This window comes from Cereibacter sp. Soil_C_27 (assembly GCF_057657095.1).
Genome location: NZ_JBDGJD010000004.1, coordinates 365,578 through 379,033, shown reverse-complemented (window position 1 = coordinate 379,033; position 13,456 = coordinate 365,578). Strand labels below are relative to the sequence as shown.

The 13,456-nt window shown below is 69.8% G+C and carries 10 protein-coding genes; 1 reads left to right on the top strand and 9 read right to left on the bottom strand.

What is annotated here, in order from left to right; genetic code table 11:
- Nucleotides 1–19: 19 nt before the first annotated feature.
- Together hslU and hslV are read right to left on the bottom strand one after the other, a co-directional pair.
- On the bottom strand, nucleotides 20–1,321 hold the full coding sequence (gene hslU / locus AC3A5Z_RS16640) for an ATP-dependent protease ATPase subunit HslU (RefSeq protein ID WP_487520438.1): 1,302 nt from the start codon (nucleotides 1,319–1,321) through the stop codon (nucleotides 20–22).
- A complete protein-coding gene (hslV, locus tag AC3A5Z_RS16635) occupies nucleotides 1,318–1,875 on the bottom strand; it encodes an ATP-dependent protease subunit HslV (protein WP_487520437.1) in 558 nt (185 codons plus the stop codon). Before hslV ends, hslU begins: the two co-directional genes overlap by 4 nt.
- Nucleotides 1,876–2,028: 153 nt before the next feature.
- Here hslV and AC3A5Z_RS16630 point away from each other — a divergent pair, with 153 nt between their 5' ends.
- Entirely contained in the window at nucleotides 2,029–2,937 is a 909-nt protein-coding gene (locus AC3A5Z_RS16630) for a hypothetical protein (protein ID WP_487520436.1), read from the top strand.
- A gap of 53 nt (nucleotides 2,938–2,990) precedes the next feature.
- Here AC3A5Z_RS16630 and trxA read toward each other — a convergent pair whose 3' ends face one another.
- From trxA to AC3A5Z_RS16595, 7 genes are read right to left on the bottom strand one after another with little or no spacing between them, the layout of a single operon-like run.
- Nucleotides 2,991–3,311, bottom strand: coding sequence for a thioredoxin (gene trxA, locus AC3A5Z_RS16625; protein WP_487520435.1), 321 nt, complete (start codon nucleotides 3,309–3,311; stop codon nucleotides 2,991–2,993).
- Between the two features lie 56 nt (nucleotides 3,312–3,367).
- Nucleotides 3,368–6,679, bottom strand: coding sequence for a double-strand break repair helicase AddA (addA, locus tag AC3A5Z_RS16620; protein ID WP_487520434.1), 3,312 nt, complete (start codon nucleotides 6,677–6,679; stop codon nucleotides 3,368–3,370).
- Nucleotides 6,676–9,603, bottom strand: coding sequence for a double-strand break repair protein AddB (gene addB / locus AC3A5Z_RS16615; protein ID WP_487520433.1), 2,928 nt, complete (start codon nucleotides 9,601–9,603; stop codon nucleotides 6,676–6,678). Before addB ends, addA begins: the two co-directional genes overlap by 4 nt.
- Nucleotides 9,596–10,291 (bottom strand): nucleotidyltransferase family protein, encoded by a 696-nt coding sequence (locus AC3A5Z_RS16610; RefSeq protein ID WP_487520432.1) that lies wholly within the window; start codon nucleotides 10,289–10,291, stop codon nucleotides 9,596–9,598. The genes addB and AC3A5Z_RS16610 overlap by 8 nt, the downstream gene beginning before the upstream one ends.
- Nucleotides 10,267–11,286, bottom strand: coding sequence for an aminoglycoside phosphotransferase family protein (locus AC3A5Z_RS16605; RefSeq protein WP_487520431.1), 1,020 nt, complete (start codon nucleotides 11,284–11,286; stop codon nucleotides 10,267–10,269). Before AC3A5Z_RS16605 ends, AC3A5Z_RS16610 begins: the two co-directional genes overlap by 25 nt.
- Nucleotides 11,273–11,752, bottom strand: a complete 480-nt coding sequence (gene tsaE / locus AC3A5Z_RS16600) for a tRNA (adenosine(37)-N6)-threonylcarbamoyltransferase complex ATPase subunit type 1 TsaE (RefSeq protein ID WP_487520430.1) — start codon at nucleotides 11,750–11,752, stop codon at nucleotides 11,273–11,275. The genes AC3A5Z_RS16605 and tsaE overlap by 14 nt, the downstream gene beginning before the upstream one ends.
- Nucleotides 11,753–11,794: 42 nt before the next feature.
- Nucleotides 11,795–13,363, bottom strand: coding sequence for a PAS-domain containing protein (locus AC3A5Z_RS16595; protein WP_487520429.1), 1,569 nt, complete (start codon nucleotides 13,361–13,363; stop codon nucleotides 11,795–11,797).
- Between the last annotated feature and the right edge of the window lie 93 nt (nucleotides 13,364–13,456).

The following is a 13,456-nucleotide window of genomic DNA, read 5'->3' as shown; positions in this document are numbered from 1 at the left end:
TCGGCGGGGGCCTTTGCCGTCAGAGGACGTAGCGGCTGAGATCAGCCGAGCGGGAGAGTTCGCCGAGATTGGTCTCGACATAGGCGGCGTTCACCACCACCGCCTCGCCCGGCTTGTCGGGGGCGACGAAGGAGAGCTCTTCAAAGACCCGCTCCATCACTGTGTAGAGCCGGCGGGCGCCGATATTCTCCACGGCGCGGTTCACCTCGGCGGCGATGTTGGCCAGGGCCTCGATCCCGTCCTCGGTGAAGCTGACCTCGACCTTCTCCGTCGCCATCAGCGCCGAATATTGCCGGGTCAGCGCGTTGTCGGTCTCGGTCAGGATGCGGACGAAATCGCCTTCGGTCAGGGCCTGCAGCTCTACCCGGATCGGCAGGCGGCCCTGCAGCTCGGGCAGCAGGTCCGAGGGTTTGGCGATGTGGAAGGCGCCCGAGGCGATGAACAGGATATGGTCGGTCTTGATCGGGCCGTATTTGGTCGAGACCGTAGTGCCCTCGATCAGCGGCAGCAGGTCGCGCTGCACCCCCTCGCGGCTGACATCGGCGCCGCGCATGTCGGAGCGGGCGCAGACCTTGTCGATCTCGTCAATGAAGACGATGCCGTTCTCCTGCACCGCCTCCAGCGCCGCAGCCTTCACCGCCTCGTCGTCCAAGAGTTTGTCGGCCTCGTCGTTCATCAGCACGTCGTGGCTCTCGGCCACGGTCATCTTGCGCTTCTGGGTGCGGCCGCCGAAGGCCTTGCCGAAGATGTCGCCGAGATTCATCATCCCCATCTGGCCCTGCCCGGTGGGATCGAAGCCCTGCATCGGGTTCGAGGTATCCGTCACATCGACCTCGATCACCGTGGCGTCGAGCTCGCCCTTCTTCAGCTTGGTGCGGAACATCTCGCGCGTCTGCTCGCGGGCGTCCTTGCCGGCGATGGCCTCGATCACCCGGTCCTCGGCGGCCTTCATCGCCCGGGCCTTCACATCCTCGCGCATCCGGGCGCGGGTTTCGACCATGGCGGCATCGACCAGATCGCGGATGATGCTGTCGACGTCGCGGCCGACATAGCCGACCTCGGTGAACTTCGTCGCTTCGACCTTCAGGAAGGGCGCCTTGGCCAGCTTGGCCAGACGGCGCGAGATCTCGGTCTTGCCGACGCCGGTCGGGCCGATCATCAGGATGTTCTTGGGATAGACTTCGTCGCGCAGGTCGTCGGCCAGCTGCTTCCTCCGCCAACGGTTGCGCAGGGCCACGGCCACGGCGCGCTTGGCGTCTTTCTGGCCGATGATGAAACGGTCGAGCTCCGAGACGATCTCGCGCGGGGTCAGGTCGGTCATTGGGCAATACGCTCCACGGTCAGGTTGCCGTTGGTGTAGACGCAGATGTCCGCGGCGATCGCCATGGCGCGGCGGGCGATCTCTTCGGCGGGCATCTCGGTGGCCATCAGGCCGCGCGCGGCGGCGAGGGCGAAGTTGCCGCCCGAGCCGATGGCGGCCACGTCATGCTCCGGCTCCAGCACGTCGCCTGCGCCGGTGATGACGAGCAGCGTCGAGCCGTCGGTGACGATCAGCATGGCCTCGAGATTGCGCAGGTACTTGTCCATGCGCCAGTCCTTCGCCAGCTCGACGCTGGCCCGCGCCAGTTGGCCCGGCATCGCCTCGAGCTTCTTTTCCAGCCGCTCCAGGAGGGTGAAGGCATCCGCCGTCGATCCGGCGAAGCCCGCCACAACGTCGCGCCCGCCGGGGCTGAGCCTGCGCACCTTGCGCGCCGATCCCTTGATGACGGTCTGACCGAGGCTCACCTGCCCGTCGCCCGCCACCACAACCTCATTGCCCCGCCGCACCGCCAGAATGGTCGTGCCATGCCAGCCGGGAAACCTGTCTTCTGCCATGAAAGCCTCCGTTTGACCCTATATGGAGCCACCCCGGGGGCGAAACAACCCGAGGTGCCGCGCGTCACCTTGGCGCGCAAACCGGGCTCGGAGCCGCGTTAAACAAGTTTTAGCCCGGTCGCGGGATAGTTCGGCCAAAGCCACGAGAGAAAGATGCCGCACAACCGGGTTCTCAACATCTATCTGCCCTCTCCGATGTGTGAAGACGCTCAGGCGGGGCGGGTGAACATCGTCAACCGCATCGGGGCGGCGGTCGAACCCTTCGGCTTGCGGCTGATTATCCATCACGACAGCGCCGCCGAGATGAACGACCCGGAGCGTCGGCACGGCTGGTCGCTGTTCCACATGCAGGAGCCGGTCGGGCCGCGCTGCCTCTGCCTGCGGCGGGCCTATCACTATCCGTTCTGGCAGATCGAGGCGACGAACGAACGCTGGTGGTTCGATGTCGCGCTGGCCCGGTTCAACCCGCGCTCGGTCGATCCGGTGCCGGCCAAGGCCTTCTTCCGCCGCTGGCGCGAGCGGCTGGTGGGCGATCCGGTGGTATCGCGCGAGGGGTTCATCTTCATGCCGCTGCAGGGCCGTCTCCTGGAACACCGCTCGTTCCAGGCGATGAGCCCGCTGGCAATGATCCAGGCGACGCTGGTCGCCGACAAGCGCCCGATCCGCGCCACGCTGCATCCGCGCGAGCGCTACAGCCCGACGGAACTGCACGCGCTGGAGGCGCTGGCGCAGAACAACCCGCGGTTCCAGCTGGTGCAGGCCGATGCCAAGGCGTTGCTCGCCGCCTGCGATCTGGTGGTGACGCAGAATTCCTCGGTGGCGCTGACCGGGTTCTTCTTCAAGAAACCGGCGGTGCTGTTCGGCGGGGTGGATTTCCAGCATATCGCGGGTTCGGTGCCGCGCGACGGGGTGCAGCATGCCTTCGCCGTGGCTAAGGGACGGCCCCCGGATTTCGCGGCCTATCTCTACTGGTTCTTCCACGAGAACACGATCAACGCCGGCGCCCCGGAGGCGGAGGAGCAGATCCGCGCGCGGATGGTGAAGCACAACTGGCACTTCTGATGCAAAAAGGCGCCCCGGAGGGCGCCCTTGCAGGACCGCGAACGGCCCGAAGATCAGATGGCGCTGGCGATCCAGCTGGCCAGAGCGGCCTTGGGTGCGGCGCCGACCTTGTTCGACACTACCTGACCGTCCTTGAACAGGAACAGCGCCGGGATGCCGCGGACGCCGAGCTGTGCCGGGCTTTCCGGGTTCTCGTCGACGTTGATCTTCACGATCTTCACCTTTCCGGCGTATTCGTTCGAGAGTTCTTCAAGGGCCGGGCCGATCTGGCGGCAGGGGCCGCACCATTCGGCCCAAAAGTCGACGATGACGGGAACGTCGGATTTGCGGACTTCGGCATCGAAGGTGGCGTCGGTGACGGCGACGGTGGACATCTCAATGTCTCCTGATGGGAATTGTCGGGTAAACCTAGGGAGGCCCCCCTGCCGCGTCAAGGTATCGTGGCCGACTGCAGGGCAGACCTCACCATATCGCATGGCAGCGGCATCAGCCGGGCGGTGCGCGTCCAGAGGATCGCGGTTTCGATCCGGCGGTCAGGATAGATCTGCGCCAGCGCCTCGGCATAGGCGCCCATCTGCCGCAGCAGGCCGTCCGGCACATCCTCGGGGCGCTGCGGCACGACGGCGTTCGACTTGTAGTCGATGGCCGTCACCAGATCCGGCCCGACGATCAGCCGGTCAATGGCGCCGTAGAGCCTGCGCCCGCGGATCTCGGCGGTCAGCGGCACTTCCAGCAGCACCTGCCCGCCGGGCGGTGCGGCGAGGCTTGGCAGGGCGAGCGCCGCCTGCGCCTCGATCAGCAGCTCTGCTAGGTCGGGGGCCTCTGGCAGCAGACCTGCCGCGAGGTCGGGCCAGAGCGCGGGGTCGTGCTCGGGCAGTTGCTCCAGCAAGAGGTGCAGCGCCGTGCCGCGCGCCTTGGCCGCCTCGGTCTCCAGCAACGCCTCGCCGGGCAGCGCCTTGGCACCGCCGAGGGCCGAGGGCGACAGAAGCTCCGGCGGGCGGACGGGCTCGGGCGCCGGGGTGGCGGCCCAGCCGGGCAGATCGGCGGGGCCGGCCATCGGTGCCGCCTGCCCCGGCAGCGGCTCGGGCCAGCTCCCCTCGCTCAGCCGCAGACCGCCGTCCTGCAGCAGCTCGGCGCCCGCCGCGACCATGCCCTGCCGGATCAGGTCGTGCCAGGCGCCGCCGGTCTCCAGCTTGCCGGCCGCCGCCGCGATCAACCAGCATTGCGCCCGCGTCATCGCCACATAGAGCAGCCGCATGTTCTCTGCCGCGGCCCTGGCTTTGCGCGCCTCGCGGGCGGCGGCGATCTGCGGCGGGCTGGCGTCGGAGGCGGTCTTCCAGACCAGAACGCCGGTCTCCAGCGCGAAGATCTCGTCATGCTCGCGCACGCCGCGGTCGGCGGTGTCGGGCAGGATGACGATCGGCGCCTCGAGCCCCTTGGAGCCATGCACCGTCATTACCCGGATGCGACCGCCCGCGGCATCCATCTGCCGCTTCACCTCGACATCGTCGGTCTGCAGCCATGTGAGAAAGCCGGTCAGGCTCGGCACATCGGTGCGCTCATAGGCCAGCGCCTGAGACAGAAGCTCGTCGATCCCGTCCTCGGCCTCGTCACCCAGCCGGGCCAGCAGGCGGCGCCGACCATCGTGCCGGGTCAGCGCACGTTCGATGAGATCGAAGGGCCGGAGGAAATCGGCCTGATCGCGCAGATCCCGCAGGATGCGGACGGTATCGGGATGTTCGGCTTCGGCGTCGCGCAGCGCCCGCCAGAGATAGCCCTTGCGCGGCTGGGCCAGCGCATAGAGCTGGCCCTCGGTCCAGCCGAAGAGCGGCGAGCGTAGGGTTGCGGCAAGCGAGAGGTCATCCTCGGGCGTGGCGAGGAAGGAGAGGAGCGCCGCCAGATCCTTCACCGCCAGCTCCGCCCCCAGCTTCAGCCGGTCGGCGCCGGCGATGGGCAGGCCCTCGAGTTTGCAGGCGCGGATGATCTCGGCGAAGATGTCGGAGCGGCGCTGCACCAGGATCAGGAAATCCCCGGCATGCACTGGGCGGAAGGCCTTTCCCGCCGGGATCTGCACGCCGGTCTCGATCATCGCCCGGATGCGCCGCGCCACCTGCCGCCCGAGCCGGGCCGCGTGATGCTCGTCGGAGATCAGATCGACGGGGTCGAACCAGTTCTCGCTCTCGGGGTCCTTGCTGGAGGGGATCAGCGGCCAGAGCTCCGCCCGCCCCGGCATGTCGCGGAAGGCGATGTGCTTGACCTCGCCGCCCAGATCCTGCCGCCGCCGCTCGTCGAAGGTCAGGTCCACCAGCCGCAGGATGGTGGCGGAGGAGCGGAAGGAATGCAGCAGGTCGAGATCTTCCAGCCTGGTGTCGGCCTCGTTCAGCCGCTGGCTGAAATGGTTTTTCATCTTGTCGAAGGCTTCGACATCGGCGCCCTGGAAGGAGTAGATCGACTGCTTCTTGTCGCCGACGACGAAGATCGTCCGCGCCACGTCGCGCGCGCCGCGGCCCGCGGTGAACTCCTGCGCCAGAAGCTCGATCACCCGCCACTGGTCGGGGCTGGTGTCCTGCGCCTCGTCGACGAGGATATGGTCGATGCCGCCGTCCAGCCGGAACAGCACCCATTGCGCGACCGACGGATCGGTCAGCAGCATCCGGGCGCGGGTGATGAGGTCGTCGAAGTCGAGCCAGCCGCGCGCCTGCTTGCGGGCGGCGTAGATCGGCAGGAAGACGGCGGCGAAGGCGCGCAGGATGCGGGTTTTCTCCGCCGCCTGCAGGCAGATGCGGGTCTGGCGCGCGGCTTCGGTCCGCAGCATCAAGGGTTCGAGCCGGTCGATCAGCGGGCCTAGCTTGGCCCGCGTTGCCTTGGTCGGGAAGCTGCCGAGCTTGGCGGTGAAGGGCTCCTTCGCGGAGGCGCCGGTGAGGAAGACATCTTCCAGCACCGCCAGTGTCGTCAGCCCCGGCCGTTCCAGCCGCAGCCCGCGCAGCTTTTGCGCCGCCTTCTGGTCGGTGCTGGCGCCGCCGTCGAGCGCCGCGATCAGCTGCGGCAGCCAGTCCTCCTCCCCGCCCTGCAGCACCTGCGCGACCAGCGTGCCGGCATCCACCGTCCCCAGCCCGAAGAGCGCGCGGCAGGCCTGCCCGTCCAGCGCCTCAAGCAGCCCGGCGCGGCGGCTGGCCACCTCATGCGCCAGTTTGCCGAAATCCTCGCCGGTATAGGCGCGGGCCAGATCGGTGACGATCTCGGGCGCCAGACGGTCGGCCATCTCCTCGACGATCTCCTCGCGCAACAGGCTCGCGGCGCGGTCGTCCATCTCGGTGAATTGCGGCGAGACCCCGGCCTCCAGCGGGAAGCGGCGCAGCAGCGAAGCGCAGAAGGAGTGGATGGTCTGGATGCGCAGCCCGCCCGGCGTCTCGATGGCGCGGGCGAAAAGCCGGCGGGCGTTCACCAGCGTCTCGTCCTGCAGCCCGTCGAGCCCGAGGTCGTCCAACGCCGCGCGCAGCGGCGCATCGCCCAGCATCGCCCACTCGCCCAGACGGCGGAACAGGCGGTTCTGCATCTCCGATGCCGCGGCCTTGGTATAGGTGAGGCAGAGGATGCGCTGCGGCTCCACCCCGTCCAGCAGCAGCCGCGCCACCCGGTCGGTCAGCACCCGGGTCTTGCCCGAGCCCGCATTGGCCGAAAGCCATGTCGAGGCGCGCGGGTTGGCCGCCTGCACCTGCCGTTCGCTGGCGTCATCCCTCATGGCACGTCCTGTGGTTCGGGCGGGTCGCTCATCTCCCATTCGCCGAAGCGGGCGAGATGGTCGTAATCGCCGGGGAAGCGCTCGCCGAACATGGCGCGGCGCGAGGCATAGCCCTGTTCCGCCGAGAGATAGCGGCCGATCAGCCGGTGCAGATCCTCCCAGACCTCGCCGAGCATCTCGGGGTCGAGCGCGGTTTCCTCGATCTTCGGCGAGGTGCCGAGACCGATGTAGCTGATCTTGGCCACCTCCGCCGTCTCCAGCCCCTTGAAGCCGCCGCGTTCGGCCATCGCGGCCTCCAAGAGCAGCTGCTTGTCGAACTGGGCCTGCTGCTTCTTGGTCGGCGGCGTCCCGGTCTTGTAGTCGAGGATATGCAACCGCCCGTCGGGCAGAAGGTCGATGCGGTCGGGCTTGGCGGTGAGGGTGAAGGGCAAGGGGCCGAGCGCGACGCGGCCCTGCTCCTCGAGGATCACCGGGGAGCCGCCGCTGGCAGCTTCGGCATCAAGGAAGAAATCGGCGGCGCGTTCCAGCCTCGCCCGCCACAGCGCGCGGGCGGCGGGCCATGGCGTATCCTTCGCCAGAACCTCATCGGCGATCCGCATCAGCCGGGCGCGGGCCTCGTCGCGGGTCTCGGGCACGTCGGGACGGCGGGTCTTCACGAAATCCTCGAGCACGCTGTGCAGGATCGAGCCGCGCAGCCGGGCGTCGGGGGCCTGTTTCAGCGGGTCGAGCGCGAAGAGCCGCAGGATGTGGCGGGCGTAGATCGCATAGGGGTCGCGGATCAGCGTGCGGATGCCGGTGACCGCCAGCTTCTGCGGCCGCGCAGCGACCGGGGGCCGTGGCGCGGGACGCTTGGCCAGCGGGACTTCATGCGCCGGGGTTTCCAGCGCCGCCGCCAGCGCCAGCCATTCATGGCCGCGCGCACGCATCCCGGCCAGAGCCTCCGGCCCACCCTGCTCGCCCAGCCCGCTCATCAGGTTCATCAGGCGGTTGAGCCAGCGCGAGGGCACGGTCTCGGCCTCGGCATCGCGGATGGCGCGGGTCAGCACCACCTCGGGCGCGGCGATGGCCTGCTGGTAGTCATGCGCCGAAAGGCCGATGCGGCGCTCGGGCAGCAGCAGCCCGGCCTTCAGCCGCATCTGCCGGTTCAGCCACGGATCAGGCGGCGGCAGTTGCGGCCAGATGCCGTCGTTCAGCCCGCCGAGGATCACCAGATCCGCGCCCTGCACCCGCGCTTCCAGCGTGCCCCAGATCATCAGGTCGGGATGCGGTTGCGTCGGGTCGCGCACCTCGCCGGTGGAGAGGATCGCATCGAAGAGATCGCCATAATCGGCGGGGGTCAGATCGCCGCCCTGCTCCGCTTCGGCCACGAGCTCCGCCACCTTGGCCTGCGCCGCCTCGCCCGCCTCCTTCAGCCACAGCTCGCCGCTGTCCGCGCCGCCCGGTCCGGTGGCCAGAGCCTCGGCCAGCGCCAGATGGGCGGTGACGTGATCTGTGAGGCTGCGCGTGCCGGTCTCTTCCACGCCAGCGAAGACCTCGCCCAGCCAGCGCGCCCAATCTTCGATGCCATCCTGCGGCCGCGTCGCCGCCCAGACGGCCAGCGTTTCGCCGGTTGGGAAGGGCGGGCCGTTGCGGCGCAGCTCCAGCTCCAGATCGCGGGTCCAGCGCAGGTGGTTGCCGCGATCGGCGCCGGTGGCGGTCAGCGGGTGCTTCAGCAGGGTCAGCAGCGCCTCGCCGGTCAGGCGCTGCCCGAAGAGCCGGGTGATGTGGCGCAGGAAACGCCCGGGCGGCGAAAGCGGCAGCGGACGACCGGCGGAATCGTCGGGCAGAATGCCCCAACGGTCGAGGGCCGCCGTCACCTGCCGCGTCAGTCCGCGGTCGGGGGTGATGAGCGCCACGCGCCGCCCGTCCTCCGCCGCCTTGCGCATCAGCATGGCGACGGCCATCGCCTCGGCACGCGGACCCGGCGCCTCGATCAGCGTCATGTCGCGCGCGGCCTCGGCCAGATCGGTCAGCAGCCGGCCTTCGGTCAGCCATTGATCGGTGACCGGCGCGGGACGAAGTGACAGCGAAATCAAGCAGTTGCGGGCAGGGCAGGGGGCCTCGTCCCCGGTCCAGCGCTGCACCTCGGCGGGCGTGGCGCCGAGCATGGTCAGGATCTTGTGGAAGCGGTATTGCGGGTGATCCTCGGCGGTCATCGCATCGGCGAGCCCGTCCCAGACCGGCGCCGGAAGGTCGAAATCATAGCCGGGCAGCACCAGCGCGCCCTGCGGCAGCGCCGCCACCGCCTGCATGAACAGCGCCGTGGTGCCGCGCGAGCCGGTGGAGCCCGCGACGATCACCGGGCCCTGCGGCGGCGCCGACTTCCAGAGGGTCGAGAGCCGCTCCACCGCCATGCGCTGACGCTGCTGCGAATCCGGCGCCTCCTCGCCCTCGAAGAACGGCGCGACGATGCCCATGAAGGACTGCGTCCGGTGCCAATGCGCCGAATGGTCCGACACGTCGAGCGCGGCGATGGCCGAGGGCGGCACACCTTCGCCCTGCATCTCGTCCATCAGCGTGGCGAGACTGTCGGCCAGATCGAAGAGCGCCGAGCGGGGGGCGAGATCGGGCTGCGCGTCGAGCAGCCGGCCGATCAGCTGGGTCAGCTGCAACCGCCGCCGCAGCGGCGGGACGGCGGCAGGCAGGCCGGGCAGGGCGGCGACATCGGTGACGAGCCGCAGACGCGGCAGGAAGCTCGCCCCCTCGGCGGTGAACAGCTCGACGATCCGCCGCCGCATCCGCTGGGTGTTGACGTAAAGCAGCATCCCCGCCATCGCCTCGGGCGGCTGACCGGCCATGCGGGCGCGCAGGCCCGCGACCAGTCGTTCGGGGAAATCGACGCCGGGCGGCAGGGCGAAGATGCGCGGGCCGGGGCTGTCAAACATCGGCGCGCTCCAGCAGGGCCTCGGCCTCGGCGATGCCCTCGGGCCGGCCGACATCGCACCAGCCGCCGCGATGGATCAGCCCGAAGGCGCGGCCCTCGGCGATCATCGCGTCCCAGAGCAGGTTGAGCGAGAAGGCCTCGGCATTGATGTCCGCCAGCCGCTCGGTGCGCAGGATCTGCGCGCCGAGATAGACGAGGCCGGGCCGGCCCTGGGCGCGGGTGATCCGGCCCTCGGCGTCGAGCAGGAAATCCCCGGCGCCGGGATGGCCGGAGGCCTGCTCCGCCGGCAGGAGCAGCAGAAGCGCGTCCATCTTGTCGGACCAGCCGTCGCGCAGCTCGGTGAGCGGGTTCGCCCCGGTCCAGACCGCATCGCTGTTCAGGGTGAAGACCGGGCCCTCGCCCAGGAGAGGCAGCGCCTTGCGCAGGCCGCCGCCGGTCTCCAGGAGCGCGGGCTCGTGCGAGAGGGTGACGCGGCGGTCGGCGAGATGCGCCCGCAGCGGTTCGGGGCGGTAATGGGTGTTGACCACGGTGCGGGTAATGCCTGCCGCCTCGACCAGCGCCAGCGCATGGTCGATCAGCGGCCTGCCCGCCACCGGGATCATCGGCTTGGGCTCCGTCGCGGTCAGCGCGCCCATCCGCGTGCCGAGACCGGCGGCGAATAGCATCAGCGCGTCGGGAAGCTGGCGCATCGGGCGCGGATCCTTTCCAGAACGTCGTCGGTGGGCGCGGGCAGCAGCTCGGCGCAGAGCGCGGCGAGTGGCGCCAGCGCCGGATGGGCGAGGTTGCGCTGCAGCTGGCCCCAGACCCGCGGGATCAGCGCGACATACTGGGGCTTGCCACCCTGCAGGCAGAGCCGGGCGAAGATGCCGAGAATCCGCAGGGCGCGCTGGGCGCCGAGTACGGCATAAGCGGCGGCAAACGCCGCCTCGGGCTGGCGGGTCGCGGTGGCGAAGCGCCGGATCATCCGCTGCTCCAGCGCCTCGGGCACGTCGCGCCTCGCGTCCTGCAAGAGCGAGACCAGATCGTAGCCGGGCTGGCCGTTCTGCGCGAGCTGGAAGTCCAGGAGCCCGACCCGGGCGATCCCGGCGCGGTCGGGGAGCCAGAGCAGGTTTTCCGCGTGGTAGTCGCGCAGGATCAGCACGCGCGGCCCGTCGGCATGGCGCCGCAGCAGGTCCGTCAGCGTGGCGGTGAAGGCGGGGCCGCGGGCCGGGCCCCCGGCGGCGCGGCCATACCAGTCGGGCGCGAAGGCGGCGGCTTCGGCCCAGTCGGCGGCGGTCAGATCGGGCATGCCGGGCGGGGCGGGCGCGCGCTGCAGGTGCAGCAGCACGTCGGTGGCGGCGGCGTAGAGTTCGGCCTCGTCCCCGGGGGCGGTGGCGAGATGGCGGGCGTAGAGCGCGTCGCCCAGATCTTCGAGCAGCAGGAATCCGGTGGACAGATCTTCTGCGAAGATCTCGGGCGCCGAGAGGCCGAGGCCGCGCAGATGGCGGTCGATGGCGACGAAGGCCGCCGAATCATCGCCCTGTCCGGGAGGCGCATCCATCAGCACGGCGCTGGTTTGGCCGCGCGTCAGCCGGTCGTAGCGCCGATCCGAGGCGTCTCCGGCGAGGAAGCGACGATCTGCCGCACCCCAGCCGATGCCCTGCAGGAAGGCCGCGGAGAGGCTCTGGCGGTCAGGTGCGGACATCGAATCCCCGCTCGATCTCGGCCCGCAGACCCTCGCGCCCGCCGGTGAAGACCGCCTGCCGCCCCTCGCCCTCAGCGCGGAGCGTGAGCCGCAGCGCGTCTGGCGGCACCTGCGCGCCGAGCCGGTCGGGCCATTCGACGAGGCAGATCGCGGTGTCGAAGGCGGCTTCCAGCCCCAGCTCCAGCGCCTCGTCGGGATGGGTCAGGCGGTAGAGGTCGGCATGCCAGATCTCGGCCCCAGGGGTCTCGTAGGTCTGGATCAGGGTGAAGGTGGGCGAGGGCACATCTTCGGCATGACCGAGCCGCGTCTGGATCAGGGCGCGGGCGAGATGGGTCTTGCCGGCCCCGATCGGCCCTTCGAGCAGGACGGTATCGCCCGGGCGCAGGAGCCCGGCCAAGAGCGCGCCGAGGCGGGTGGTCGCCTCCTCCGAGGGGAGGGAGAGTGTGAGCTTGGTGTCGGTCGGCATGGCGCGACCATGCCCGCGCCCACCGCCCGCCGCAAGCCCGGTTCAGGCGGTCAGGCGGCTGGTGGCGAGGTTCAGCGCCGAGCCTTCCGCCGGGCCCGCCAGCCGGAAGGACGCCAGCGTCGCGCCGCCGGTGAGCGGAGCGAAGCGGCAGGAGACGAGCCGCGCGTCGGTCAGCCGCGCCTCGGCAGCCCAGGGAATTCGCTCGCCCAGCGTGCCGACGAACTGCTCGGCCTGCGCCCAGATCGGCGAGGGCGCGGTGAGGCTGCGCCAATGGGCGCAGAGCTGGGCGATACCCTCTTCGCCCAGAGCCGCTGCCGGATCGTGACCCCAGAGCGCGGCATAGGCGGCGTTCGACATCACCAGATGCCCCGCCTGCGAGAAGACCGCGATCGCCTCGTCCATCGCATCGATCACCGACTGCCCGAGCTCCAGATCGGCACGGTAGCGGCGGGTGCGCGACATCTCGTTGGAGATATCCTCGAACATCAGCGCCAGCGCGCCATTGGGATGCGGCCGGCCGATGACGCGGTAGGTCTGGCCCGCCGCAAGCGTCCAGGTTTCCTCGTAGAGACCCTGCGAGGCCTGCTTTTCCATCGCCGTCATCTCCTTGCGCCAGTTGCGATAATCCTTCGGCTCGGGGAGCATCCGGTTGTCGCGCATCGCGTCGAGGAAGGCGAAGAGCCGGGGGCGCAGCGACAGGAAATCGGGCGGCAGGCCGGTGAGATCGACGAGGGCCGGGTTGAACAGCGCAAGCTGGCGCTGCTGGTCGAAGATCGCGAGGCCGATGGGCAGATGGGCGAAGGTCTTGGCCAGCGTCTGCATGAATTCGCGCAGGCTCTCCTCGGCCTGAACGGCGGCATCGGCGGGCAGGGCAAAGAGCAGCCGACCCTTGCCTTCGGGAAAGCCGAGCAGGTCGAACCAACGCCCGGTTTCGGATTTCTCGAGCCGCTGGCGCTGGCCTGCCGCGCCCTGTCCGGTGGCGGTGCGCTCGAAGAGACGGGGCAGGGGCCAGGACAGGTCTTCGCCGGGCTCGAGATAGCGGGCGGTCTGGGCGAGATAGGCGGCATTGGCCCAGACCACCGCGCCTTCGGCATCCTCGCGCCACATGAGCAGCGGGGCCTGAGCCACGGTGCTGCGCAGCTGGTCCAGCTCCTCCGCCATGGCGCGCTGTGCCACAAGGTCGAGCCGCGCGGGGATCGGGCTGCTCTGGTCGTGGAGGGTAATGCGGACGAGGCCGCCGCGCAGTTCGGCCTGCAGTATCAGCGGATCATTTGCGGCGCCGCCCGAGGTCATCACCAGACGGCCCTGCGACGGGAGCTCGGCCATCCTTTCCTCGAAGCCCGGGAAGCGCGGGCCGAGATAGGCCACGAGCTTGGCCCAGGGCCCACCCCGCGCCGGGCTGAAGGAGAGCAGGGCGCGGGCGCCGGGGGTGGCGTCGATCAGCTGTTCGCCATCGAAGAGGAAGGCGGTGCCGCCATGCGCGTCGGTGAAGATCGCGTCGCGCTGCTGCATCGAGCCGGATTGCAGGATCGCCATCAGCACGATGCCCGCCGCGGCGGCAAGGGTGGCGATCAGGACGAGTTCTAGTCCGAAGGTCCAATCTAGCTGCAACGTGCCACCCCGACGCAGGATAAGTCCTCCGTCCGACCATCCCGGGGGAAGGTTAACAGCCCGTTAATGCTGCGGCAGATTTGCGCAGCGCCA